The sequence below is a fragment of the Streptomyces sp. NBC_00237 genome (assembly GCF_026342435.1).
Classification (GTDB): Bacteria; Actinomycetota; Actinomycetes; order Streptomycetales; family Streptomycetaceae; genus Streptomyces.
Genome location: NZ_JAPEMT010000010.1, coordinates 12,907 through 38,080 on the forward strand (window position 1 = coordinate 12,907; position 25,174 = coordinate 38,080).

25 protein-coding genes are annotated in these 25,174 nt (G+C 70.6%); 5 read left to right on the top strand and 20 right to left on the bottom strand.

What is annotated here, in order from left to right; translation table 11 throughout:
* Positions 1-14: 14 nt before the first annotated feature.
* The 7 genes from OG897_RS40640 to OG897_RS40670 form a co-directional block, all read right to left on the bottom strand.
* On the bottom strand, positions 15-1,931 hold the full coding sequence (locus tag OG897_RS40640) for a hypothetical protein (protein WP_266665519.1): 1,917 nt from the start codon (positions 1,929-1,931) through the stop codon (positions 15-17).
* Positions 1,928-2,542, bottom strand: a complete 615-nt coding sequence (locus tag OG897_RS40645) for a hypothetical protein (protein ID WP_266665521.1) — start codon at positions 2,540-2,542, stop codon at positions 1,928-1,930. The genes OG897_RS40640 and OG897_RS40645 overlap by 4 nt, the downstream gene beginning before the upstream one ends.
* A complete protein-coding gene (locus OG897_RS40650; RefSeq protein ID WP_266665523.1) occupies positions 2,539-5,079 on the bottom strand; it encodes an ATP-binding protein in 2,541 nt (846 codons plus the stop codon). The genes OG897_RS40645 and OG897_RS40650 overlap by 4 nt, the downstream gene beginning before the upstream one ends.
* A complete protein-coding gene (locus tag OG897_RS40655) occupies positions 5,076-5,477 on the bottom strand; it encodes a hypothetical protein (RefSeq protein WP_266665525.1) in 402 nt (133 codons plus the stop codon). Before OG897_RS40655 ends, OG897_RS40650 begins: the two co-directional genes overlap by 4 nt.
* Positions 5,478-5,628: 151 nt before the next feature.
* Positions 5,629-5,871, bottom strand: coding sequence for a hypothetical protein (locus OG897_RS40660; protein WP_266665527.1), 243 nt, complete (start codon positions 5,869-5,871; stop codon positions 5,629-5,631).
* 24 nt (positions 5,872-5,895) lie between these two features.
* Entirely contained in the window at positions 5,896-6,882 is a 987-nt protein-coding gene (locus OG897_RS40665; protein ID WP_266665528.1) for a conjugal transfer protein, read from the bottom strand.
* An 81-nt stretch (positions 6,883-6,963) separates the two neighbouring features.
* Entirely contained in the window at positions 6,964-8,769 is a 1,806-nt protein-coding gene (locus OG897_RS40670; RefSeq protein ID WP_266665530.1) for a hypothetical protein, read from the bottom strand.
* A 520-nt stretch (positions 8,770-9,289) separates the two neighbouring features.
* Here OG897_RS40670 and OG897_RS40675 point away from each other — a divergent pair.
* Together OG897_RS40675 and OG897_RS40680 are read left to right on the top strand one after the other, a co-directional pair.
* Positions 9,290-9,595, top strand: coding sequence for a hypothetical protein (locus tag OG897_RS40675; RefSeq protein ID WP_266665532.1), 306 nt, complete (start codon positions 9,290-9,292; stop codon positions 9,593-9,595).
* The gene (locus OG897_RS40680; protein ID WP_266665534.1) at positions 9,592-9,873 is read left to right on the top strand and encodes a hypothetical protein; all 282 of its coding nucleotides are present in this window, start codon (positions 9,592-9,594) and stop codon (positions 9,871-9,873) included. The genes OG897_RS40675 and OG897_RS40680 overlap by 4 nt, the downstream gene beginning before the upstream one ends.
* A gap of 280 nt (positions 9,874-10,153) precedes the next feature.
* Here OG897_RS40680 and OG897_RS40685 read toward each other — a convergent pair whose 3' ends face one another.
* The 11 genes from OG897_RS40685 to OG897_RS40735 all read right to left on the bottom strand — a co-directional run bounded on the left by OG897_RS40685 (position 10,154) and on the right by OG897_RS40735 (position 18,527).
* Positions 10,154-10,498 (bottom strand): hypothetical protein, encoded by a 345-nt coding sequence (locus tag OG897_RS40685; RefSeq protein WP_266665536.1) that lies wholly within the window; start codon positions 10,496-10,498, stop codon positions 10,154-10,156.
* Positions 10,495-10,884: a hypothetical protein gene (locus tag OG897_RS40690; protein WP_266665538.1), complete on the bottom strand. Its 390-nt coding sequence runs from the start codon at positions 10,882-10,884 to the stop codon at positions 10,495-10,497. The genes OG897_RS40685 and OG897_RS40690 overlap by 4 nt, the downstream gene beginning before the upstream one ends.
* A gap of 72 nt (positions 10,885-10,956) precedes the next feature.
* Positions 10,957-12,201 (bottom strand): helix-turn-helix domain-containing protein, encoded by a 1,245-nt coding sequence (locus OG897_RS40695; RefSeq protein WP_266665540.1) that lies wholly within the window; start codon positions 12,199-12,201, stop codon positions 10,957-10,959.
* Between the two features lie 224 nt (positions 12,202-12,425).
* Positions 12,426-14,171, bottom strand: coding sequence for a DUF2637 domain-containing protein (locus OG897_RS40700; protein WP_266665541.1), 1,746 nt, complete (start codon positions 14,169-14,171; stop codon positions 12,426-12,428).
* 247 nt (positions 14,172-14,418) lie between these two features.
* Positions 14,419-14,610, bottom strand: coding sequence for a hypothetical protein (locus OG897_RS40705; protein ID WP_266665542.1), 192 nt, complete (start codon positions 14,608-14,610; stop codon positions 14,419-14,421).
* The gene (locus OG897_RS40710; RefSeq protein WP_266665543.1) at positions 14,607-14,744 is read right to left on the bottom strand and encodes a hypothetical protein; all 138 of its coding nucleotides are present in this window, start codon (positions 14,742-14,744) and stop codon (positions 14,607-14,609) included. The genes OG897_RS40705 and OG897_RS40710 overlap by 4 nt, the downstream gene beginning before the upstream one ends.
* 1 nt (position 14,745) lies before the next feature.
* A complete protein-coding gene (locus OG897_RS40715; RefSeq protein WP_266665544.1) occupies positions 14,746-14,916 on the bottom strand; it encodes a hypothetical protein in 171 nt (56 codons plus the stop codon).
* Between the two features lie 210 nt (positions 14,917-15,126).
* Complete coding sequence (locus OG897_RS40720; RefSeq protein WP_266665545.1) at positions 15,127-17,307, bottom strand: FtsK/SpoIIIE domain-containing protein; 2,181 nt, start codon at positions 17,305-17,307, stop codon at positions 15,127-15,129.
* Positions 17,304-17,828, bottom strand: a complete 525-nt coding sequence (locus OG897_RS40725; protein WP_266665546.1) for a hypothetical protein — start codon at positions 17,826-17,828, stop codon at positions 17,304-17,306. The genes OG897_RS40720 and OG897_RS40725 overlap by 4 nt, the downstream gene beginning before the upstream one ends.
* A gap of 1 nt (position 17,829) precedes the next feature.
* Positions 17,830-18,324 carry a hypothetical protein gene (locus OG897_RS40730; RefSeq protein ID WP_266665548.1) on the bottom strand — a complete coding sequence of 165 codons (495 nt, stop codon included), beginning with the start codon at positions 18,322-18,324 and terminating at the stop codon, positions 17,830-17,832.
* Between the two features lie 62 nt (positions 18,325-18,386).
* Complete coding sequence (locus OG897_RS40735; protein WP_266665550.1) at positions 18,387-18,527, bottom strand: hypothetical protein; 141 nt, start codon at positions 18,525-18,527, stop codon at positions 18,387-18,389.
* A 352-nt stretch (positions 18,528-18,879) separates the two neighbouring features.
* On the opposite strand from OG897_RS40735, the gene OG897_RS40740 reads away from it, so the two are divergent.
* The 3 genes from OG897_RS40740 (at position 18,880) to OG897_RS40750 (ending at position 20,981) form a co-directional block, all read left to right on the top strand.
* The gene (locus tag OG897_RS40740) at positions 18,880-19,635 is read left to right on the top strand and encodes a GntR family transcriptional regulator (protein WP_266665552.1); all 756 of its coding nucleotides are present in this window, start codon (positions 18,880-18,882) and stop codon (positions 19,633-19,635) included.
* Positions 19,636-19,843: 208 nt separating this feature from the next.
* Positions 19,844-20,839 carry a hypothetical protein gene (locus OG897_RS40745; protein WP_266665554.1) on the top strand — a complete coding sequence of 332 codons (996 nt, stop codon included), beginning with the start codon at positions 19,844-19,846 and terminating at the stop codon, positions 20,837-20,839.
* A 13-nt stretch (positions 20,840-20,852) separates the two neighbouring features.
* On the top strand, positions 20,853-20,981 hold the full coding sequence (locus OG897_RS40750; RefSeq protein WP_266665555.1) for a hypothetical protein: 129 nt from the start codon (positions 20,853-20,855) through the stop codon (positions 20,979-20,981).
* A gap of 99 nt (positions 20,982-21,080) precedes the next feature.
* Here the strand turns inward: OG897_RS40750 and OG897_RS40755 are convergent, their stop codons facing one another.
* The gene (locus tag OG897_RS40755) at positions 21,081-21,347 is read right to left on the bottom strand and encodes a hypothetical protein (protein ID WP_266665556.1); all 267 of its coding nucleotides are present in this window, start codon (positions 21,345-21,347) and stop codon (positions 21,081-21,083) included.
* Positions 21,348-21,372: 25 nt separating this feature from the next.
* Positions 21,373-23,805, bottom strand: a complete 2,433-nt coding sequence (locus OG897_RS40760) for a hypothetical protein (RefSeq protein WP_266665557.1) — start codon at positions 23,803-23,805, stop codon at positions 21,373-21,375.
* Between the last annotated feature and the right edge of the window lie 1,369 nt (positions 23,806-25,174).

Sequence of the window (25,174 nt, forward strand, 5' to 3'; positions counted from 1 at the left end):
CGGGCTTCCTCGGTCTACGCGGGCGGGGGCATACGGCGGGCACGCGGTCGCGGTGGTGGGGGCTGGCGTACCGGCGGGATGGGGAGTGCCAGTTGCTGGCCCTGGGGCCGTCGGCGGCCGGATGGCAGCGGGGGCGGAGGCTGCGTTCTGGGCCGTGCGGTCCGGCCCGGCCGCCTGAGGCTGACCGGGGGCACGGGTACCAGCTCGGGCGGCGAGATGGCCGCTCCTCCTGCGGGTGTCGGCCCGGCCGGGTCCAGTGCGCGGGGCCCGCTGCGGGCGGTGCGGGCAGGGGCTGGGGCCGGGGCCGGGTAGGGGGCCGCGCTCCCCGGTAGGGCTGCTCCGCCACTGCGCGGTGCGGAGCCGGTGCCGCCCGCTGACGGTGCCCCCGCCCCTGCCCCTGTGGTGCTGCGCGGTGACGGGGTGCGAGAGGCCGGAACGGTGGAGGGTCCGGTGCCGCCGGTGGGCCGAGGCCCGGGGGGCGCGGGGGTGGGACGGGTCGGCGGGCGCCCCGGCGCCCCACCTCCACCTCCCCCGCTTCCGCTTCCGTTTCCGGTGCTGCTGGTCTGGGGGGTGGGGCGAGGCCGGGAGAGTGCGGCTCCGGCACGGCTGGCCTGCCGGGTCAGCATCATCCCGAGCATGGCTCCGGCTCCGCCGGGCAGGCCGCCGGTCCCTCCTCCGCCGCCGATGATGGATTGCAGCATGCCCCGGTAGGTGTACGCGCTGACGGCCGCCACGAGGGACAGACAGGCGGAGGGGGCCCAGCCCAGCTCCCCCATGCGGCTGCTGATCACAACCTGAATGATCATGGTGCAGCCGAATACCAGCGTGGCCAGGGCCGACTGAAGGATCGTCCCGACCAGCTTGTCAGCCCACGCGACGCCCCATTGCCGGGGGCGTCCGGGGATGCACCACAGCGCCGCGATCACTGCTCCGACCACCAGGAGGAACAGGGCCGTGAACAGGGCGCGCAGGCTGGCGAACAACAGGGTCAGGAGCAGCCCGACGAACGCGATCGCGACCAGGACGGCGGGCAGCAGGATCGAGGCGCGCCGGAACGGGCGGTGTCCTTCGCGCCACGCGGCGGACTCCTCTCCCACGGTTTCCGCCGTGACCTCCTCCTGGAGGTACTCCTTACGCTTCTCCTTGTCGGAGCCCGCGTCCAGGACAGGCCGCGCGAAACGGCGGCACGCCTCCATCGAGCCGAACTCCGCCAAGCACCACGGGGTCGCCGCGTAGGTCCTCCAGGTCGCGTCCGTCGCGGTGCGGATCATGTCCTCGCGGGCGGGCCCGGGGTAGGCCGGTGAGTGCGCCATCTTGAACGGCTGGGCTTCGATGCCCTTGCCGCCGCCGAGTCCGGCCCCGGTGGCCGACAGTGCCAGCTCCGCGCCCATGGTCCGGCCGCCGTCGACGGCATCCACCCACATCTGTGGTGTCTGCCAGAGCGTCATGGCCACCACCGCCGAAAGGATCACCCACGCGAAATCGCGGTACCCCCGGTTCTGCACGAGGGCGGTGAAAGCGGCGATAGCAAGTGCGGCCGGGAACAGGCCGATCATCACTGCCTCACCGGTGCCGCCGATCGCGGCCGTGAGCGGCTCTTGCACCCCCGGCAGCTCCACCAGTCCGAATGCCCAGGTGACCATGCCGACGCCCGCGCCGACCACGACGACCAGCAGCACCATCAGCAGATCCGGGATGACGTGAAAGAGCGGGTCGAACACGTCGGTACTGCCGTAGTCGGTGTCCAGACTCCAGACCCAGTCACTGGGCGAGTAGGTCTCCAGCATCGTGCCGCGCCCGGCGCCCGGGGTGTCGGTCGACGGCCAGAGGTCGCCGATGCCCACGGGGTCGATGGTGTCCGCGCATGCGGTGCCCGCGATGACCACGGTGATTGCGGCGGCGAGCAGCGTCACCAGTCGACGGCGCGTCATCGCGGCCCTCCTGCCAGGGCGGCAGCGGCCGGGAAGGGGACGGTGAGATCCGTGTCGGACACGTCGGCCCGCTGGTCGACGCGCCACTGGCCGACCTCGGGCACCAGGCGCAGCGCGGTGCGCACGGTGCGCTGCGGGCGGCCGGGCCACTGCGAGGTATGGGTGAGCAGGACGGCCCATCCGGAGGCGTGCCGGGAGGTGCCGGGTACCGGAACGGTGGGGCGGCCGGGGTCCGGGCGCACGGGTCCGGTGCGGGGGCGGGTGTCGGGGCGGGTGGGGGTGGGGCGGGGTGAGGAGTACACGGTGCGGCCGTCCGCGTAGATGAGGAGCGGCACCCGGGAGGGTGTGGGCTCCGGGTCGGCGCGCGGGGTGGCGGTGGGGGTCAGGTGCCGGGTGTGGCAGTCCGCCAGGCGGGGCGCTGAGGTGAGCGCACACGCGGTCGTCCAGTCTCCGGCGAGTGCCGCAGCGAGGTAGCGCGCGGCCGTGTTCTCGGCGGCCGCGGTGGGGTTCTCGTGACGGGTTGCGGCGTCATCGGTGCTGGTCAGGGCAGGGGTGCAGCCGGTGAGCGCGAGCACCAGGACGACGGCGGCAAGTCGGCGGGGGCGGGTCACCGGGCGCCCTCCGGAACGGTCGCGGCGGCCTGCGCGTAGAGCTTCGCCGCCGCCTTCGGGGAGGTGTCGAGCAGCTCCAGGACCTCCATGGTGGGGAGGTCCCACTGCATGGTGGCCGCCCTGGAACGCCAGTCGCGCATGATGCAGTACCCGCGCCGGATGCCCCCGTCGGGCTCCACGCTCAGGGAGCGGATCAGATCGCGGCTGCGCTGCCCCGGCGGCAGTCCGAGCAGCTCGGCGAGCGCATTGGCCTGCGGTGCGCTGGTCAGCTGGAATCCAAAGACCGTGGACAACTGTTCCACCACGCCGGGCATGGCCGCGAGGGTCTCCGCATCCTGGGAGTCGAGTGCGAGGTGCGTTCCAAGGGCGCGGCCCACACGGGCGATCCATTGCAAAAAATGCCGACCTTCGGGGGTGCTGGTCAGCACGTGCACTTCGGGGATGCCCACGACTTTGGGCATGCCGCGCAGGTCGCGGCGGCCGGTGGTGATCACCCCATAGGCGAGCATGCTGTGCATGAGGCCGACCGACAGGCGTTGGCTGCTGGTCCAGCCGGAGCGGTCGTCATCCGGCGACGGCAGGCTGAGCCCCGGCATCTGCACGACCCACTGACCCGGCGCAGCCGAGAGCGGCAGCGTCTCCCCTTCACTGGGGGGACGTCCCATGACCGGCGCCCCCAAGGGGGTCTGCGCCAGTTCATACAGGGCTTCCCCGGTGCGGCGGGCCAGACTGTCCGTCGACTTCCGCAGCCAGTCGATGACGTGCCACGTCCCCAAGTCCCCTGCGTCCATGACCGCGTTGACGGCCTGTTGCACGCAGGTCTCCGCCCCTTCCTGGCGGAGGTGCGGCGGCATGATGATGCTGAGCTGGGCTGGCACTTCGGAGCGGGCCTCGTCGCGGCCGGAGGCGGCGAGCAGCTGCATCAGATCCACCGCGCCGGGCATCGCCCGGTCCGTCTCCAGCAGCCGCGCGGGCACCCCGTAGCGGGCCGACGCCGCTACCAGACCCCCAAGATCCCCCTTGAAATCCAGGGCCAGCGCCCACGCTCCGCTCAGGGTGGCGTCCAGGAGGCCGCCCATCATCGCCGTGGTCTTGCCCCTGCCGGATCGCCCCAGGTAGGCGGTCGTCGTGGCGTCGCCCCGGTCGGCTCCGGCGATCAGGGAGTGACGCACCAGGCCCGGGGTGGAGCCGGTCAGATAGCCGATGACAGGGCCCATGTCGTCACCGACCGCCGCACCGCCCCACCACCAAGTCCCGGCCATGGCCACGGTGTCCCGCTTATGGCCCAGGTCCGGGACCCGCAGGCGGTCGCCCGCCCACGTCTCCAGCCACAGCTCCCGTTGCTCCTCGTCCGCGACCCGCAGGTCCAGGCCGACCGCCCCGTAGTAGGTGATGACGGCGTCGGTACGGGCGCGCAGGTCCTCCAGCCCCTCCGTACTGGTGACCACGATCCGGGCATATTCCTCGACGAGAGAGGACTCGTCGCGCTCCAGGTCGCGCACGAGGTTCTCCATCGTGGTCTCCGTCTCCTCGACGGCGAGACCCGGGTCTTCTGCGGACCCCCCCTCGGAGGCGCTTCTGCGCTGCTCCTTCGCGCGGCGGCGGACGGCATCCGCCTGGTCCTTGGCCTCCCGCCTCGGGAGCACCCGCAGCCGCACCGACGCCTCCGGAGAGACCGGGGCCAGCAGCTGCGCGGGGTCCTCAACAGCACCGTCGTCCCGGGCATAGACGATCTCGGAGAGGGCACGCAGCCACTCACCCGGCCCCGGCACGCGCATGCGCTCGGGGTAGTCGGTGACGGTCAGGACCGACACCCAGGCGGCCGTTGTCCCGTCGGTGCCGACCAGCCGCAGGTGATCGGGGTACGGGAGGGCGCGCCCCCGGGTGAGGGCGGCGAGTGAGGCTCCGGTGATCACGTTCCGGCTGGAGGTCGGCGGCAGCGCGGCACGGTGCTGCTCCCGGGCGATCATCCACGCCAGGAGATCCACCGGGGCGGTACGGCACCGCCAGGGCGACGCCTCCAGCCGTCGGCCCAGACGGCGGGCCTGCGCGTGCCAGTCGGCCAGCTCCCGCGCGCCGACCCCGCCGGAGGCGACCCCGGCCAGTTCGGCGGCCCGCTGCGACGTAGCGGTGCTACGCCTGCCGAGACGTACGCCCATCAGTACGTGACGCACCGGCAGCGCGATCTGGTCCAGGCGCTCCACCCGGTGGGCGGTCCACTCCTGCCAGGCGCCTACGCAGTAGAGGTCATGGGCCTCCGCCTCGTAGTCCTGCGCGACCATCGGGGACCACAGCACGCGCAGGTGGACGTCCGCGCCCGCGAGGGTGGAGACCAGGGCGGCGGCCGCGCGGTCGGTGTCCGCGTCCTGCTCCTCCTCCGCCATCAGGTCGGAGTTCGTCGTCTGGACCTGGTACCAGGCCCAGCAGGAGTCATCGGTGAGGACCAGACCGTCAGCGAGACCGGCGTACCGGGGCGGCGGGGCCGCCCGGTCGCCGGAGACGCCCACCAGGGAGGCAAGCCGCTCGATGATCGTCACGCCGGGCGCTCCTTCGTCTTCGTCCGGCGCGCGGCGGCCCGGTACAGGTGGTCAGGTCCGTACAGGCGGCACCGCGCATCGAGGAGGACGGGCGGGGCGCAGGCGGGCAGGGCGTCCGTGTCGTCCTCGGGTCCGAGCAGCCGGTCGGCGAGCGGGGTGCGCGCGAGGCGTTCGGCGCGGTGTCCCCACCGGGCCCGCCGGGTGATCCATTCGGAGCGGTGGGCAGTGGCCCGGCCGCCGCAGATCACCGGCCGGTGCCCCCACACCTGATAGCGGGCAGCGATCACCCATTCCGCGATCATCCACCGGCGGTCATACCGGCTGCTGGGGTGCGTGCCCACAACCGTGATGAAAATCGGGGGCAGCGTATAGACACCCAGCAGGCCAAGACTCGGCATCCCGAAAAGTGTCAGACACCCGCCCGTCCACACCACAAAGAGCAGCATTCCGAGGAGCAGCGCCCGCCGGGAAATACCCTCCCCCAAGTCCATTCCCAAAATTTCGTGCTGCCGGGTCTCTACATGGAAATGCCGCGTGTACGTCACCCCCTCACGCACTCGGCACCAACTGTGCAATTCCGGAGATCGCCGCTTTGGCCTGCTCGGGAAAATAGGTGAAGAACGCACAGAAGATAGCCCCGGCAATAAAGGTGGGCATCTTGTCGAATTTCTCCGCCATGAAAAGCCGAAACGCCCGGTACCCGCACAGGGCCATCAAAAGATTCCCCACAAGGATCAGTACGGCATCACGGAGCGCCACACCCGTTGGCGCTGCGGCGATTTCATAAAACATGGCGTGCCCTTTCTTGAATTCTTGTCACGGCCCGGTAAGACGGGCCACCTGCCAGCGGGACGCGGATTCGGCCGATACCCGCGTCAGCTGGACGCGATAGATCTGCGCGACCTCACCGCCGCCGATTCCCCAGGTCACGGCCGCCGTGCCCCACCGGCCGCTCTCCCGTCCGGTGCCTGCGTCGGCGGTCCACGACTGCATCCCGACCAGGCGCACCCCGGACGGCAGAGGCGGGACGACCGCACCCGGGGCGGTCACCGCAGCCGCGTCGCCGCGCGCCAGCGACCGGAAAAATGCGGCGACGGCTGCGGTGGTGGCCCGGCTGAACGCGGGGTCCGTCTCATGCGGGGCGGCAACAGGAGCCGACGGCGGCCCCGTGGGCAGGCCCACCAGGGCCGGAGCGCCGGTGACCACCACCCGCCCGCCCACCGCCGCCACCGGCACCTCCAGCGCCACCCAGCGGGGCGGGGCCTTGTCGGGGGTACGCACCCGGGCCTCCACCCGCACCCGGGCCCGCCCGCCGCCGACGGTCACCACCGGACCAGGCAGCACCGTCTCCACGGCCTGGACCCCCTGCCGGTTCCATCCGGCGGCGGGGTCCGTCCCGGCGGCCAGGAGCGGGGCGAGGGCCTGCGCGCGGGCCTCGGGGGCGGCCTGGTCCCACGTCAGATACGCGTACGCAGCACGGGCCGCGGTGGCCTGCGCCGCCGCCGCAGGGAACGTCTCGGCCGCTGCGGCGCCCGGCGCGGGGCGCACCGGTCCGGGGCCAGCCTCCCGGGGGAAGAGCACGCCTTTCAGCCCAGCGAACGCAAGGAGCCCGACCGTGCCCCACAGCACCCACCGGCCCACCCGCGCGAAACCGCCCGAGCGCTCGGGAATGGGCGTCCACCCCTGCGCGGCGGCTGCGGGCGCGGCTTTCGGCACGTGCCCGAGCTGCTCCCGGGCCGCCGCCTCATACGGATTGACCGGTTTCGTCTCGACGGTTTCCCGCCCGCTCCTCTGGATACGCACGCCCGCATAACGATCACCGGGCGGCACAGGTACGCCCGTACGGCGCAATACGCACGATCGGGGATAACCTCATCCCCCGCCCTATTTGCCACCGGCCGCATTCCAGCGGCCCACCCACTCCCGCAATTCCTCCTCGGTGTAACACGAGGTGCGCCCGTCGGTAATTCCCTCCGGGAATTCAATTCCACGCTTGGCACTGCGGGTGCGGTAGCGCTTGGCCGTCTCGTACCCCCACGGCAGGAGGCCCTCCTCGCACGCCTCCGCCAGGGAGTAGACGGCGGGCATCCCCTCCGCCTCGGCTGTCCCCTGAGCTGTCCCCTGGAGTGTCCCCTGTACTGCTGTCCCCTGCCCTGACCTGCCAGTTACCCCGGCTACCCCCACACCATGAGCCAAGGGGACAACGTCCGGGGGACCGTACTTGCCTCCGGGCAGATACGGAGGGACCGCGATGGAGGCGGCCGCCTCCAGGGCCTGCTCCGTGATCCACGGGGCCATCTCACCGGCGTCGTGCCAGGCAGGCGCGGGCGGGCACGCGTCGAGCAACTGGGAGACCTGCGGCGTGATGTAGCACGCCTGAAACTCGCGCACCCATAGCTGATTCGTTTCTTTCTTGACTTTCCCATCCGCGAAAACCCCTCTTCCCTTCACAGTGGTGTCATAGGGAATGGGCTGCACAGACGGGCCGTAGGCCACACCCCAGGAAACCCGGTCCTGATACCCCACCATGGCCCTCCAACCAATCTGCGCCCTTTCCATCGTGCCCCCGAAATAGCCGCCGGCGAACTGCTGTGTACCGACAACAACACGATGATCGGCAGACCGTCCCTGAAGGAAAGCCACGGCAAACCATTCCAGAAACGGGGGCGCACCCTTTCCCTTGATCACGTACCTCCACCAGATGTGAGCGAATTTGACGAGTGTCGGGAGTTCATCCACGACCAGAGTCCGGGGAATCAACAGGGCGCGAAGTGCAGGATCAGCGTCCTTACCTTTTGCCGTTTCGGCAGCCTGCATCGAGGCCATGAACTCAGCGAATGCCGTGATACAGGCCGAAACGGTTTTATGGATGCGCACTCCGCTTTTGCCGTCAGCTTCCGTCAAAGAGTTCTGCTTGGTATCCAGCACATCCACAATTCCGCCGTACTGGCGGGCATGAACGACCGCGATATACAGAATTGTCGACTTCCCCTGACCGGTCGCACCCGCCACTCCCCAGTGCGGCGTATCGGATTCGGTCTGAATGATGACGTCTGTTACCTCGCCGTCCTCCAGAGCCTTCCCCACGAACACCTCATGCCGGTTGCCCGTGGGCCGCCACGGAACGGACGTCGGGAGCTGCGCCGGAGGCGGCGCGGGCACCCGCGCCTCCCATTCCGCGTATGGGGCGCTGTCCGACCTGTGCCAGTGCACCACCCACTCCCCGGGCACCCGCGCGGCCACCGCAGCCTCCACCGCACGCACCGCCGCCTCCCCCCCTACCCACTCCACCGGCACCCGCAGGACGATCCGCGCACCGTCCGCCCGCAGGTCGACCGGCACCCGCAGCCATTCCTCCCGCACCGTCGACTCCGGGAGCCGCAGCAGCTCCCGCACCGCCGCCCACACCCCGGGCGCGTGCAGCTGCGCATCCGTCGGCGGGACCGGCCGCCACCACCGGAGCGCGGTAGGCCCCGTCAGTGCCGCCGCCAGGGCGACGACGACCAGGGCGGCCCCGACGCCGTACGAGACGGCCGGAGACCACCACCAGGCCGCCACAGCGGCCGGGAGCAGTACCCGCGCCGCCGACCGCGCCGCCCATGGCCACTGCCTCCACCGGGCCGCCCCCGCCGCCAGCCCGCGCAGCGTCCCGGCACCCACCCGCCACACCGTCAAGCCGTGCTGCTCCACCGGCCCCGGCCGCTCCGTGATCGTCGGGCGGTCGGGCCGGTGCTCGCGGTCGATGGGCTCTCCCGCCCGCCACCAGGAGGACGCCGACCGTGGCTCACCCGCCCGCAGATCCCGCCCGGTGACATACCGCCCCAGCGCTCCGACCCCCCGCCGTCGGCCCCCCGTCGGACGGGGAGCGTCGCCCTTGCCCGGGGTCTTCTTCCCTGCCTCCACCGCGACCAGGAGCAACAGCACGACTCCGAGCAGTGCCACCGCCGGGCCATTCGACCGCGCCCACTCCCATGCCTCCACCGGCTCCATTCCTCTCCCGGCCGCATCACAGAGTCCGGGGATTCCGGAACTACCGGAATGCCGGACTCTGCGACTCCGGGGATTCCGGAATCTGGGGCCCTACCGGGCCAACGCCCCACCGTTCGCGCAGAAACGGCCTTCCTGTAGGGCGAGTTGACGCAGCACCCGTTCGCGGCTCACGGCCCGGCGGTACCGTGGGAGTGGCCCCAAGGAAGGCAGGCACCCACCCATGAGCGCGCTCCCGCACGAACCGCCCTACCAGTCGGCCCGGCTGGCACCCGCCGACGGCCCGCAGACCCTCGCGGAGCTGCGCGCCGCGCTCGCCTCAGCCGCCCCCGCCGACCTGACCGCGTTCGATGCCCGGCTGTCCGCCGCACAGCTCGCGGAGGTCCCGGCGGTGATCGGCGAATACCGGGCCGTACTCGCACTGCGCACCCGCCCCGAAGTCGCCGCCGCCATCGCGGCGAGTCTGGCGGGCACCGCCCAGCTCCGCCCCGCCGCCGAGGTGTTCGGGAACGCCGAGGGCGCCGCGTGAGCGACCCCGCACCCTGGTCCGTCGACGTCCCCGAGCGCCTGCGCGAAGAGTTCGCGCAGCAGCTCGCCCCGGGCGAGCGCCGGGCCGTGCACGATCTCCTCGCACTCCTGGCGGCCGATCCCCGCATGGGAGCCGTCGAACCGGTCCCACTCTCGGTGGAGCTCCGCCGTGCGCTCACCGCCCCGGCCACCGACACCGGGCAGCGCGTCAGCATCCTGTACCGGGTACATGCCGACCGCCGCACCGTAGAAATCATCTACATCCTGACCGGCCCCTGACGCCCCCTCCCTGGCATGCCGAAGGCCCGCGCAGTGACGGCTGCGCGGGCCTTCGGGCCCGATATCCCAGGGGCGGCTGTCCGGGGTCGGGCGGGGATGTGGTCGTGGGGCCGTGCCGCTGCGGCCGATCATCCGCAGCGGCACGACGTGAGCACCCGCACAGATACCGATCAACTGGCTTGCTATGTACGGGAGTTGTGGGGCAGCCACCCCCGGCACGGCCGGGGCCGGTCGGGGGTGGCCGGGCCTCCCCGCTCCGGGGCGGGACACGGGGAGGCGTTCAGGGGGCGGGCGGCGGGTTCTGGTCAGTCCACGCCTGGTGGAGTTCGCGGACCTGCCGCCCGAGTGCCCGCGCGTGGTAGTGCGCGTCCATTGGGTCCCCGGCGTCATATCCGCCGGTCACCAGGTGTGCGCCGGACTCGATGGCGTGGTCGAATCGGGCCCGGCTACCGATGCGGACCCGGTCGGGGTCAACCACCTTGGCCAGGTGCCCGTACGCCTCGGTCAGGCCCGTGATGGTGGCGACGCTCTCCGCCAGCTCCGGTATGGCGCTGTCCCGGCCCAGCGCCCGGTTGACCAGACCCGTGACAGCCTCGGCATCGAACCCGGCCTGCGCGCCCGTCACCGGCCGGTCTCCGTGCGTCCCGGGCCCTGGGCGGGGTAGACCGCGAACGCGCCCTGCGCCTCCAGCCACCCGCGCAGTTGCCGCACCACTTCCGCAGTGTGGGCAATGTCGAATTCCCTCATGCACACCAAACCGCCCGCACGGCCGGACTCGATGAGTTCCACGGTGTGCGCCCACTGCGGGCGCATCACCATGTGCCGGTCGGGAGGGCAGACGTCACTCCTGATCGCTGCCACGCTGAGCCCTTGCGCGCGGGCGAACTCGGCGAGGCTCTCGGTGTTGGAGAGGCCCATCACGGCGGAGTCAGCCCGGGAGTAAAGGACTACGGGACGGCTGTGGTCGAAGCGTCCGACGATGAGCGGTTCGGTTTCTGCTCGCAGCTTCATGTGCCGCAGGATGCCGCCTCCCGGCATGATCAACACACAGTGGGAATGTGGACCGAAAGACGGCATATGCCACTACTGCTGGATCTCCATGTGCCGTACGAGGGAGGCCAGTCCCGCCGACCGAATCCCCGCCCCCGAGGTCACCATGTCGTCCACCAGGGTGCGGGCCATGGGGTGGGCGTAGACGTAGGCGGGAGCGTGCCGGGCGGCCGTGTGCAGCGTGGTGATCGCCTCATGCGTGCGCCCGAGGCGGTGCTCCGCGCGCGCTTTGTCGATCCGCCAATGGGTGACCCGCTCTCGCGAAGGGGTCACTCCGCGCGCCTCCACATCAAGGCCGGGCACGAAGCTCAGGCCCTTGTCCGGCTCGTCGATCTCCACCCCGGCCTCCACGGCGTGGACGGCGACCACCGGCACCCCGAACACCGTGTGCCAGCGCAGGTCCGCGTACCCGTCGGGGAGCTGGGTGCGCGCGACGGCGAGGGCAGCAGTGGAGTGCTGCCACGCCTCGACCTTCTTGTCCGACCGCGCCGCCGCGACGACTCTGCGCAGCAGCAGCGCACCGTGCAGCGCGACGGCGTCGTGCCCGCCCTCGGCGAGCAGCGGGTCCAGGTCCGCGAGGGCGGCGTCCGCGATGGCGTCGGCCGACCGTACGTCGCCCTGGTGCAGCATCGCCCCGCACCGGTCCCACGCGGTCGCAGCCTGAGACAGCGGGTCGCCGAGCTGCGTAGCGGCCCCGGCCGCGACCTCGGACGCCGTCCACGCAAGATCCGGATATCCCAGGACGTTCGCACTCTGGCGGGCATTGCGGGCCGCGTCCACGACCAGGGCCAGCGCACGCTCTCGCTCCGCGCCCTGGTACGACAGCAGCGCCGTGTTCAGCGCCTCCAGCAGCACCGGGAGCACGCGGGCGGCGTCCAGCAGCCGCGCCCCCTGCCGTGCCGCGTTCGTCTCCGCCGCCATCTGCTCCAGCTCTGCCCATCCGGCCGGGGGCGCGCTCGCACTGAGGCCGGGGTGCCCGCTCAGGATCAGCCCCGAGCGCCGCAGGACCGTCCGCAGCGCCGGAATGTGCGCCGTGGTCGATTCGCCCTGCCGCAGCCGGTACGGCTGCCCGAGCAGCCAGTTCACGTCGACGTCGCACACCTCTGCCACGGCGCAGATCAGCGAGACCTTGTCGAGCACCAGGCGGCCCGCCTCTACCTCCTGGACCCACCGCCCGCCCCGGCTCACCAGTCCGCCTAGCTGCTCCTGGCTGAGGTCTTGCCCGAGACGCGCGATGCGCACCCGTCGCCCGATGTGGTCCCGCCGCGCGTCGTGCATGCCCAACTCCGTTCAGTGCCAGCCTTGTTCAAACGGTACGCCCGCAGGAACTTCCCGTGTAAGGCAAGGCTCGTCCCGCCTGCTCCGTACATGCCTCCCACACTCCCGAAAGTCGCACTCACAGGCCCCCGGAATACCCCTCCAGGCAGCTTTGCGATACAACAAGAGGGCGGGGCCCGGGGCGATTGACGCGCCCCGGGCCCCGCTTCACGGTCGTACAGAGATCAGCCGGTGTACCCGGACTTGATCAGGTCGGCGGCGGCCTGGCGGCGCTCACCGGCAACCGTGCGGCCGACACCGAGCAGCTCGCCCACCTCCTCCAGAGAGACCCGCTCGCGCAGTGCGTCCACCGTGTCCGCAGTGGTGCCTCCGGCCGCGAGGATCAGCCGGGCCACCCGGCGCTCCGCCCGCTCCCGGGGGCTCAGCCGGGCGAGGTCCTCGGCCTCCTGCGCGGCCAGTTCGGCGCGCGCGGCCTCCGCCCGGTCCTCGGCCTCCTGTCGCCGCGCAGCCGCCCGCGCCGCCTCGAACTCGGCCTGCTCCGCCAGCAGCCGCGCCCGCTCCCGCTCATACGCGGCCTCGTTGTTGCGCCCCTCCGCCGCCGCCTTCTCCAGCCGCACCGCCTTCGCCGTGAGTTCCGCCGCCTCCGCCCGGTCGCGCGCCTCCGCCGCCAGGGCCGCCGCCTCAATGGCGCGCGCCTCCGCCGCCTCGGCGCTCTGCTCCGCCTCCGCGATCTCACGGGCGGCACGCTCCGCCTGACGGCGCGTCGCCTCCGCCGTGAGGACGGCCGACGTCGCCTCGGTCTCCGCCTCCGCCGCCGCGACCCGCTCCCGCGCCGCCGCCCGCACGGTAGCCTCCGCCTCGGCGGCACGGGCCTCCGCCGCCGCCGTCGTGGTCTCCGCCGCGATCGTGTGTTCCGCCGTCGTCACCGTGGCAGAGATCCGCATCCGTGCCACCGCGGCCTCCGCCACCCGGCGTTCCTCCGCCAAGCGGCGCTGCTCCTCCGCCGCCGCCACGGCCGCCGCCGCCTCACGCTTCGCCGCCTCTCGGGCGCGCTCCGCCTCCCGCTGCGCCTCGGGCAGCGCCAGCGCCTCCTCCACGCCGAGACCGTACGGCGCCATCTTGAAGGGCAGCATCGCCTCCGCACCCGCCTTCCGCTTCCAGCCCCGGCCGTGCTTGTGCGCCAGCCATGCCGCGTACACGGTCCGCTGCTGCTCCAGGGCGAGCGCCTCCTTGTAGGAGCCGATCTCCCAGAGCTTCATGCGCCGGAACAGACTCCAGCTCTTGAACGGGGACAGCAACCACCGGCGCAGGGGCACCCCGCCAGCAGCACCGAGCCGGACCTGTGCGGTACGGATGACCAGGTGGCGGGCCGCTTCGACCACCGCGATGAACAGCAGCGGCATCGCTGCGTGGTAGACCGCGCCCACCGGGTCCCCGGTGATCGACTGATCGCCGGACTTCGCGTTGAATGCGATCGTGCAGAGCGTCAACAGGTGCCCGATGTGCCTGAACAGGGGCTTGGGGCTGCGCCTCCAGGCCATGACCAGATCGATGCCGTACATGGCGATGATTCCGGCGTCGATACCGATCGGAGCGTAGGGGGCGACCGGCCCGAAGTGCTTTTCAACAGCCAGTTGATGCAGGGCGGAATACGACGCGGCGAAGCCGATTCCGGCGATGATCGCCGCGCAGAGAATCACCGCGATGGTCACGGCCCGCATCGCCCCACCGGCGCGGTCTTTCTCCTTCGGCGGAGCCTTCCGCAGGCTCACCGGAGCGGTCTCCTCGGCGGGCGGAGCCGGGACGGGGCTGACCGGAGCGCCGTTTCGGGCGGGGGTGGCAGTCGTCCGGTCCGGCGGAGCGGTGGGCCGGGCCACCGGAGCGGTGGGCCGGGCGGACGACACCGAAGGGGCGGTGTCCGGGGCCGGTGCGGGCCCGGGGAGGGTCTGCGGCTCAATCGTGGTGCTCAAGTTCTCTCCTTGCTGGTGTGGGCGGAACAGGGCCGGGCGACGGCGGAGGAGCTGCCGCCCGGCCGGACGGCATTCCGTCACGGTGGCGCTGCCCCCAGTTTCCCGGGGGTGCCTTCCGTGACGATCACTCAGGTGGGCTACGTGCGCGGCCGTGTCGGGGTCGACGGCGGCGGCGTGCCCGGCGGCGGCTCCTTACGGCCGTCCTGTTCATGCGGGATGGGACGCATCGGGAGCGGGGCTTTCGCCGTCACCGGCGGCCTCCCCGGTGGGCGTCGACGGCAGCGCAGTGCGCGTCGACGGCAGCGCAGTGCGCGGCGACGGCGTTAGCGGCGCTGCGGGCCGCGTCGGCGGCGGCCTGCGCGGCGGCCCGTGCCTGCGCGGCAGCTTGGCGGGCGGCCTCCATGTCGGCGGCGGCCTGGCGGCGGGCGGCGTCGCTCATCGGGTTCCCCCGATCACGGCCAGGACCAGGGCGACGGTGCGGGGCCGCTCGCTCTTGCAGACGGCGCAGATGTACATGTGGCCGCGCAGTTTCATGCTGCGGCCGTGGCAGTGCGGGGAGGTGTGACGACTCATCTCACTTACCGCCCTTCTTCAGCCAGCCGCCGCGCGACCCCTGGTAGTCCGTGCCGTACTTAGCCCGGTCCTCGGTCGTCGCCCGGTCGTCGAACCGCATGGACGTACGGACCAGCCCCGTGGGCTGGGTCTCCTCGCTCTGGGGCTGTGTCTTGCTCTTGCGGAATGCCATGATTGGCACCTGATCCCTTCGGGGTTCGGGCCCCGGGCGACCGCCTGACCTCCAAGAAAGTCGGTCGTCCGGGGGTTCTTTTTTGGTGCCGCGCCCTACTGACGGCCGGTACTGACGAGCTACTGGCGACGGCTACCGACGACGGGTCGTCAGTACGGCCGTAGCGCTCTGACCTGCACTCGTCTGTAGGGAGCGGGGTCTGTAGGCGGTCTACTGACGGGCGTCAGTAGCCGCGTAGCGGGTGTGCGGGGGACTCCCCAGGACCTCGACCAGGCCCTGATCGGTCCACGCCTTGAGCCACCCGCCGACGGTCGTCGGGGAGGCCCCGATCGCGTCGGCGACGGCGGCCCGCTTGATGCCCAACGGCCCGGCCTGGCGGATGACCTCCAGCGCCCGCGCCTTCGGGTCGGCGGCCTCGGGGGAGGGTGCCGCCGGAGTGGTGAGCCATCCTTCGACCACCGTCCAGTCCGCTACCGGAGTGGTCTCGCCCGCAACCGGAGCGGCGGCAGCCATCGGCGGAGCGGTCGGTGCCGGGGCCGGAGCGGGCGCGCCGGTCGGCGGAGCGGGGGCGCGGAGCGCGCGGACCATGTCCTGTACTTCGGCCATGTCGTCGCCGTCCAGCCACAGGGAGCGGACAGTGGAGTACCGGCCCTCGGTGAGTAGGAGGCCGATGCCGCGCTGCTGGGGGTCAAGCAGGTGGGCGGAGTAGCCCCTGCCCGCCGCGCCCTTGCCCAGGATGCCGTTGCTCTCGTCGGCCCCGGTGGCGTACATGCACCACCTCCAAGTGATGTTGCCGGTGATCTCCTTGGGCAGGATTGCCGCGCTGCTCAGTTGGGTCGACAGCACCAGCACGATGCCGAACGCAAGGCCGCGCGCGGCGAGGTCGGCGAGCGATTTGGTGATCTTCGCGCCGTGCTTGCGGTCGCCGGTGAACACGCCGACTTCATCGATGACGACGACTTCGAGTTCCAGGCCCTCGGTACCGACCAGGTCGGGACGCTCCGCGAGGGACTCGATGCCCTCGTCGGCGAGCCGGGCCGCGCGCTCGCCCAACTCCTCCACCAGTTCTTGCAGCCGGACTTTGAGTTGTTTGGCGCGCTTCTCGGGGTCGTAGATGTGACAGGTCGTCAGTCCGGCCCATCGGTGCTGTCCGGGGTGCTTGCCGTCCGCGAGTGTCAGCCGTACCCGGGAGTCAAGCAGGCATCCGGCAATGATGAGCCGCAGGGCGGCCCCCTTGCCGGAGCGAGAGGACCCTCCGAGCAACAGCGACACATCCCTCAGCCGGACGTACAGCAGTCGGCCCCACGCGTCAACGGCTACCGGGATGCCCTGCTCCCAGACGTCGACGTCCGCGAGCATCTCCGCCGTGCACAGCACCGGCTGTGCGAACGGGTCGACGGCGAACCCGCTGATCAGCATCGTCTTGTCATCCGCGCCGGGTACCCGCTCCACATGCAGCCGGGACCGGTCCAGCCCCAGCTCACCGCCAAGCCCCTTACGGGCGGCCACCACGTCGTCCACGATCGCCCCGGTGTCGTCGGGCAAGCGCACCACAGCCGCCCACCGCTCCGGCAGCACGTCCTCTTCCAGGACGCGCACGTGTGTCCCGCGCGGGATCACCCGGCACGCCGCGAGCCCCCTGGAAAGGGCCGTCACTAGGTCGACGGACGCGGGTACCGGCCCACCCAGCCCGGGAGCATCGCCCGGAGCGCCCGGCCCGGTGGGCGGAGCGCCCGGCACGGTCGCCGGAGCGGCTCCGGCGACCGGCGGAACGGTGCGTGTACCGGCCGGAGCACCCGCGAGGGTCGGCGACCCCGTCGGCGGAACGACCGCCGGGGTGGCAGCGATCAGGTCGGCCGGGACCGGACGCACCGTCAGCTCCAGCGGCTCCGGGCCCCGGGCCCACGCACTGACCACACCGAGGGCGGCGGCGGCCGGGGCCGCCCACCACGCCCCGCCCGCCACGGTCGCCGTACCGATCCCCGCCACCGGCACGGCGAGCAGCGTGCACCGGGCCGCCGCGACGCGCTGGCGGCGGTGGTGCACCTGGTCAGGGTCCAGCGTCGGCACCCGGAACTCCCCCAGCGCGGCCAGGGCAGCGGCACCGCGCTCGGCCTGCGACTCCGCCGCCTCTAGCTGGGCTTTGGCGGCCGGGGTCAAGCCGCCGTCCTCCTGCGCAATCCGCCGCAGCTTCGCGGCGCGGCTCAGGGCGCGGTTGATCTGGCGGTGGTGATCCTCGATGGCGTCCTGGTGTGCCTCGGCGCGGTCCTTCACGATCCGGCGCAGCAGCTCCTCGCTGCTGACGGTGTGACCGCCCGCCCAGTGGGCCAGGTACCGGGCCAGGTGACGGGCGCCGGAACGGGTCCGGCGGGCAGAGCGGCGCTTGCTCATCCGATCAGCACCTCCCCCAGCCACGACACCAGCGGGACACCGAGGGCGGACACCCATCCGCCGACCGCGACAGTGATCCCCCACGTCGCGCCCGTCAGACCGCCGCTGATCGCGAAGAGACGCTCTTCCCAGTTCTTCGCGAAGATCAGGTAGAGCACGAATCCGAGGAGCAGACAGAACGCAATCCAACTGCCGGAGTAGCCCAGTACCTCACCGGTGGAAAGCGGCATCGCACCGGCTCCGGACTGCCCCACAGCAACGTTCCCGACCTGCGCCCCAACCGCGTTGCCCGTGCCGGTGAAGCTGCCGCTGATCTTGCCGACCAGGCCGCCGGTGACAGCCGACGCGAGGATCAGCGTCACCGCCGACCCCGCCCACGGCACGAGGACCTTTTTCCGCTTCAACGCCTTGAAGCTGCGCCCCTTGGAGAAGTAGACCCACATCGCGGTCCCGGCCATGACCGTGAACCCAAACGCTGCTCCGGCGCGTGTGACGATGTGCGTGATCGTGATCAGATCCATCTCAGGCCCCCACGATCCACGAAGCGATCAGGTTCCGAGTCGGGGCCGCGAGCAGCGTCCCGCCGACGATGGCGACCAGGAGCGCGGCGCACGCCCACCGGCGGAACCCCCTACCGGCCGCGATGCCGACTCCGGCGACCACGGACGTCACAACCGCTACCGCGAAAGCGGCGTCCACCGAGACATCCCGGGCCATCGGACCGGCCACCCGCTCCGCCCACATGAACGCGGGCCACACCCCGACACCGACCACCGCGAGGGTGCGCACCGGGTGCACCGCGCGGACGGCGGCACGGACACGGTCCCAGTCGATCAGGTGGTCGTCCGACGGGTCCCGGTCCGGGATCGCGTTCACCGGCGGCACCGACCACACCGGCACCTCGTTGGCAGGGCGCTTGGGGCCAAACTCGGGGTCCTCCCACAACGCATCCAGCCAGTCCGAACCGCGCTCGGCGCGCTCCTCCTGGACGTGTTCGCCGGATACCTGCGAGGGCACCACAGCCAGGTAACCGCGCGCAGTCGGCCACCCCTTCGGCAGCGGGGAAACCCCGCCCGCGCTCACAGCGCACCCGCTTCGCGCTGCATCATCCACGCACGCACCCGCAGCTCGTCCGCACCGACGACCGCCACCGCGGCCTCCGACACCGACTCCACCAGCACCCTGCGGCACCGCGACGGCAGGACCGTCCGCGTTCGCACCGATGCGGAGCAACCGTCGCTCCGCCGAGGACGCCACCAGCGCCCCCACTCTGCAACCATCATCACGTCGGACCTTCCTCTGACCAGGGAGTTCTGACAGCGGCACCGGTGGTTGGACACCGGCACCGCCGCCCGGTCGGTGGTTGGACACCGGCCGGGCACCTGCCTTTCAGCAGGTCAGGCAACGTTTCAGCTCGCTTGGGAATGGGCCCCAGCGGCTTGACGCCTCTTCAAGGTAAACCACTAGCGCCCCACGGCGCTAGTACTAGCCCCTTTTCGGGGCGTGGCGTACTCTTGCAAGTGCATCACTGCACTTGTGGGGTGCAGTACGAGGTACAGAAGGGAGAGGGACATGCCCGAAACCGTCGGATACGCAGAAATCGCCGCGCACTACCGTCGGCTGATCCTTGACGGAACCCTCAGTCCGGGGGACACCCTGCCGTCAATGGCCCAGGTCCGCGAAGAGTTCGGCGTGGCTGTCACAACCGCCAATCGCGCCTATCGCGTCTTGAAGCACGAGGGCCTGACCCTGCCCAAGGCTGGCGTGGGGACGATCGTGGCGGGACCCGCGAGCCACAGCATCTCGGCCCGGGTGCGCCTGCACGAGTCCACGGGTAAGGCTCTGGATGCAGGGGAAACCTCGCGGATCTTGAATGTTGGAACGATCGGAGCTGATGAGCTGGTCGCTCCTCGCCTTGACGTACCCCCGGGAACGCCCGTTCACGTCAGGCAGCGTCTCGTCAGTCGGGGCGGCGCGCCGGTACATCTCAGCAGCTCCTACTACCCGAGCTACGTAATCGCGGTGACACCGGAGTTGACGGAGCCCGTATCCACCGGAGGGTCTCGGGAACTCGCTGCGGAACGACTCGGAGTCGCCCAAGGTCACGTACTGGAGGAGGTGACCTCGCGATTCGCAACTGACGCTGAAAAGACGGCACTTGGTCTGACTGCCCGCGATGTCATCGTCACCCAGGTAGTTCGGACTGTGCTGCTTACGGATGGGCGAGTGGTGGAGGTCGCAGTAAAGATCGCGGGAGGATCAACCATCCTGCGGTGGGCAACCACGCTTGCGACGCCGCAGGAGGCCGAGGGCGACGCCACCACCTAACGGTGGCGAGCCTTCCCCCTAGCACGCCCTACGATCTACGTACGCAGAGTGACAACCAAAAAACGACTGGCCCCGAGCCGGGGAATCCCAAGGACTGCAATCCGAGGGCCGGTATTCGGGGCCAGGCGTGACCAAGCACAGGTCTAGGTCCGAGTGTAAGGGAGCTTTTGGCTTCCGGCACAGGGACCCGGGCCGGGAATCGGTACAAATGGCGCAGCACGCCGAAGTTTTGCCGGATCACTGCACTCCCTGCATCCGGCTATTTTCCCAGCTCACAGCATGTTCGGAGGCCGGAAGTACGCCCCCGAAAATTGCGGAGTTGGCGGAGTCCGCCGGTCTCAAGACGCGAGCCGCGTACGTGCACCTGGCGCACTTGGTTGCGCACCGCCGGATTGAAGACGACCGACGGACCCCGGTCCAGAACGCCGCCGTCACCCCGGTACAGAACACACCGCGCGAGGAGATCATCACCCCTCTGGAGTGGGTGCTGACGGTGGCCACACGCGACAAGACGTGCCGCCGAATGCTGATCGTGGCAGCGCAGAATGCAGACCGGTCATGGTCTGGTCAGGTCGGGATTCCCGTGTTCGCCCAGTCAATCGGCCGCAGCGAATCCACCACGCGCGTGCACTACAAGCACCTCCAGGAGGACGGCCTGATCCGTATCCAGCGGAACCCGATCTACAACGCCGAAGGGGACCGCCGGGGCCGCTCGGCCGACACATACATCCTCAAGTCCGGTCTGGTCGGCGGCATGATGCCCCGACGCGGCACCTCGTACGACGAGGACTACGCGTACTACACGCTGTCGCTGGTCCCGTGGTGGCCGCAACAAATGTCCGAGCCCGACGAGCGCCGCGCGGTGAGGCTCCTGCGCCGCCTGATGGAAGACGGAGGGTGGCCGCAAGCGGTGCTGCTGAAGCGCCTCAACATCACGCCCTTCGGCCCGGTGCGGAGCGCGTACAACCTGCTGCGGTCCCGTCTGCCGGACCCGGACGAACCGTATGTACTGACGGCGCAGGAGGTTGTCACCGGTGTTTCGTCGGACGGCGGCCCGCTCCCTACGTGCCCGAATCCCGAGTGCCGGACACCGTATCCGCGTCACGTCTACGCAGCAGGAACTCCCTGCCCCCAGTGCGGAACGCCACGCGAGGCCACCGTGGTTGTCCCCCGGAAGATCTCACTCAGTGCACCGAAGTTCTAAGGTGCAGGGCGACTTGGGCACGGTGAGGGTCCGCCTGCGGGCGCTCGCCCGCTCCTGCGCGCATCTGCTCGCCCTGGTGGAGGAGCGGGAGGCGCGGAACACCCTGCGGCCGGGCTGCGCGAAGTCCCCCGGCCACCGATAGCCGCGCCCCGTCCCGGCGGCGGGGCGCACACAGCAGGGCCCGCCTCCGGAAGTGTTCGGAGGCGGGCCCTGCTGTCAGTCGGTCACCGGCGGGGAGGCTTCAACTGCCCTTCGCGGAACGGGACTTCGCGGCATCGCGTTCTTGGCGGGCCCGTTCAATCCACCCGGGGTGCTCGGCTTCCACCAGTTTGCGGAGATATTGCACGGCAATTCCCGCCCGGTGGGCTACGGCACTCAAGTGCCCGTAGGCGGTGGAGGTGACGGCCTCGGCGACGGCCGCGCGGAGGAGTGTGGCTTTCGCCTGGCCTGCTTCCTCTTCGGCTCGCTTCGCCTTCTCCCTGAGGGCTTCTAGCGATGTGGTGGTCATGGCCCGACGGTGACACACTTTGACCTCAGGTACAACTCAGACCCGCCGCCACCCCCAACCACCCAAAGTGACGCGACCCTGTCAAGTCCTGGTTTTCCGGCACCTTCAACGGCTGCGCGCCCGGCGAGGGCGTCGGCCTCGGCGGCGGGCCCCGTCCCCGGCCCTGGGCCGCCAGTCGCTGCCACCACCGCCACCGAACGGCTCCCCTGCGGACCGACTGCCGGGCGGGGCGCTGAAGGCCACCCCGTCGCATCGGGGGCACCGCGGGCTCGGCCTGATGGCTGGCTTCCTCCGCTGCTTCCGTCTGCGGCGCGATGGGCAGCTCCTCGACATCGGACGGCTCGGGGACGCTGTTCCCCACTCCGGTCACGTGGGCGCACGGGTCAGGCACCGGGGAGGGGGCCCCCTCCTCCGGGGCTGCGTACCCCGGAGGAGGGACGGGGCTCGGGTCCTCTGGCCCCGGGGCCGTGGTGCCTGGAGCGGACATCATGCCGTAGGGCACACGCACCTCTGACGCCCATTCCTTCCTTTCGTCGCTGCCCATCCAGGACCGCCCTGCCACGCTGGCGAGGCGAGCGGCGTACGCGTCCCGCTCGGAGGCGTGCACGGCGGTGGGCAGCATCAGGCAGAGCGCCAGTGCCTCCCGTCCCGCGTGGGAGGGCATCAGCACCGCCCACCGGCCATCTCCCGTACCGCGCACCTTCCCGCGCACGAGGAATCCGCCCGCGTAGAGCGCGCGCACGCGGTCCGCCTTGACCGGACGCGCACCACCAGCTCCCGTCAGCGCTACGAACTGCCGAGGCCCCAGCATCCGGAGCCGCCCCGACTCGGCAGCCTCTAGGACCCGGACGTGAGCCGTGGCCCATCCGAGGGCGGGCACGTAGTCCTGCGCCCGGTACCACTGGACGTAGTGACGCGTCCGGTCCCATGACCACTGCGCCGGAGCTCCGGACTCGTCATCGGCAGGCAGCCAGCACTCCTCGGTGCTCGGTGTCTCCACACCGGGCACGAAGCCCCCCTCTCCCTCCCACGTGTCCACCGCCTCGGGGTCGCTCACCACAACGGCGACACCGCCCGCTTCTAGCGTGCTCGCGTCAAGTCCCCGGGGCTGCGCCCGCATCTCGTCCTGCCGCACCGCCTCCCACTCCGCACGCTCGATGTCCGCACGCGTCCACCGCGCGTGCTCCTCCCACGCGAACAGCTCCGCCACCCGCCGCGCGTCCGCCTCGCATCCGTCCGCCAGCATCCGGGCACGGGAAGCGCAGTCCCGAGCACGCTGAGGGTCCGTCACCGGGGCCCCATCGAACGGGTCCCGGTGCGACGAAAGCTCAAGGTCGTACGCCACAGCAGATCGGCGGTCCAGCAGGCGCAGCGTCGCCCATGCCTCCGCCGCCTCCGCCTCAGGAAGCAGATCGACCGGGCGCGCCGCCCAAGCACTGCGCGTGTACCGCATCAGATCGCGCGCGATCGCGTACGCCTCCGATGCACGTCCCGCGTGCTGCTCCGCCTCCGCCGCCGCCTCGGCGCACTCCGCCGCACGCTGAATCGCCGCACGCTCGGCCGGACGCGCAGCCGCGCGCTGCTCCTCGGTATTCGCCTCGGCGTCCGCCACCCGTGCACGGCGCTCTGCCGCCTCCGTGACTGTCTCTGCCACCTCCACCACGGCATCCGCCGCCGCATCCGAGACACCCCAGTAGGCGCGCGCTGCGGCTACCTGCCGAGTGTCAGCCCCGAGGCTGAACAGCAGGCTGACCTCCTCCGTCACCAGGGTGTCAGCCTCCTCCGCCACGTCGGCCCATGCCTCAGCCTCGGTCGCCGCCGTCTCCGCCGCTTGCGCCGCCGCCTTCGCGTGCCGTACAGCCGCAGCCATGTCCCGCGAATGGAGGCAGATGAGATCGCACGCCGATTCTGCGGAGTACCGACCAGCAGGAGCGGTCTGTTCGAAAACGCTGAACTCGATCTTGGTTTCCGCGTATGCGTGCTCCGCAGCCTCAAGAGCCGCACCCGCTCCGGTGTGCGTCCGCTCCTCCACATCCGACCATTCCGCACCACACGCCCCCTCGGCGCGCGCCTCGTGTTCCGCCAGCTCCTCCGCCGCCATAGCAGCAGGCATCGACTCCGCATCGAAACGAGCAGTCAGGAACTCACTGAAAGCGGCGCGGTAAGCGTCCGTCCCCGGAGCGTGGGACCACATCAGCGCGTCCGCCTCAGCCACCCGCACATACGCACGCTCGCGCTCCCGCTCCGCAGCCTCGTCCGCACTCCACCGTGCAGCCTCCGCACGAGCCAGAGCAGCCGCAGCGCACTCCGCCGCCTCCCGTACGGCCTTGAGCCCCTTTTCAATCCTCCCGTGCGCCCTTGTTGCCTTGATCCGGAACACGTCCGCCGCCGCAGCCTCTTCGCGCTCGTACGCGTCCGTCTCAGGGTCCGGCGTGACGGTGGTGGTGTTCGTGTTCATGGCTGAATCCCTGTCAGTCGGCCGGTGCGCCCGGTCTGTTGTGATGGCTCCACCCTAGGAGGCTTTGATCTCAGATCACAGTTCAACTCACACTTCAGATCAAGGTTCACCCGCCGGTGTGCATTCAAGCGCCGGTTTTCGTGCACTCGATGCCCCATGCATGTATCGCTTGTGGATAACTAGGTATCAAATGGGCGCATTTCGCGTGGACACCGTGCACGGTGTGCACGAAAACCGGCGCTTGAATGCACGCCCCTGACCTGCGGAAACGTGATCCCCTGTGGAAAACGTGCACTCGCTATCCACAGGCTCAAAACGGCTCTGACCTGCGGTTTTATGGAATCCTGCACTGAGAGTGCACGAAAACCGGCGCTTCTCGTAGTAGTGCAGTTGGAGCGAGGAAGCGAAGCGGACTCGCGCCAGGGCGGAGCGCAGCGGCGCCCCGCATTCCGGCGCTTGCGCCGGAATGCGAATTGCGCTTGCGCAATTCGCCGTTCTGTGCTTCGGCTTGCCGAAGCACCTCTCCGCTTGGTTTGCCAGGCAAGAGGTGCTTCGAGCAAGCCGAAGCACAGAACGGCGAATTGCGCAAGCGCAATTCCGCCGATACAACACCAAGCGCCGGAATGCGAAACGCCGCTGCGCTCCGCCCTGGCGCAGTCCGCCTCCTCATCAACTGCGCTACTGCGAGAAGCTCGGTTTTCGTGCACTCTCGAACCGGGATCCATAAAACCGCAGGTCAGAGCCGTTTTGAGCTGTGGATAGCGCCAATGCGACCTCGCAGGGGATCACGTTTTCCGCAGGTCAAGGCGTGCATTCAAGCGCCGGTTTTTGTGCACACCGTGCGACATCACACCCGCGAAATGCGCCCATTTGATACCTAGTTATCCACAAGCGATACATGCATGGGGCATCGAGTGCTGAAACCGGCGCTTGAATCGCACCGGCTGGTGAACTGATCTGAGATTGAACTGTGATCGAGATCAAAGCCTCCTGAGGTCGTCACAACAGACCCGAGCGCGCCGGCCACGGTGACGCGAAATTCAGCCGGCAGGCCTGCGAAACCGCACGCCGAACGGACGAACGCGCCCGGCGCGAAGAGGCTGCGGCGGCGTGTTCCGGATCAAGCAGCGCAAGCGCGCGGAGGGCCATGCAGAGGCGGCAGGTGCGCTGCGTATACAGCCGTGCCTTCGCATTGGGTGCGGGCAGACGCCTGACCGTGGTCCCACGCTCGAGACGGGCTACCGCGCCGCTTTCGGTGGTTCTGACTGCTTCGTTTCGATGCGAGAGTCGTGCCTGCTGCCCATGGCGGCGAGCTGGCAGAACACGGGCGCGCGCCGAGGGGGCGTGTGGTACTGAAATGGTCGGATGT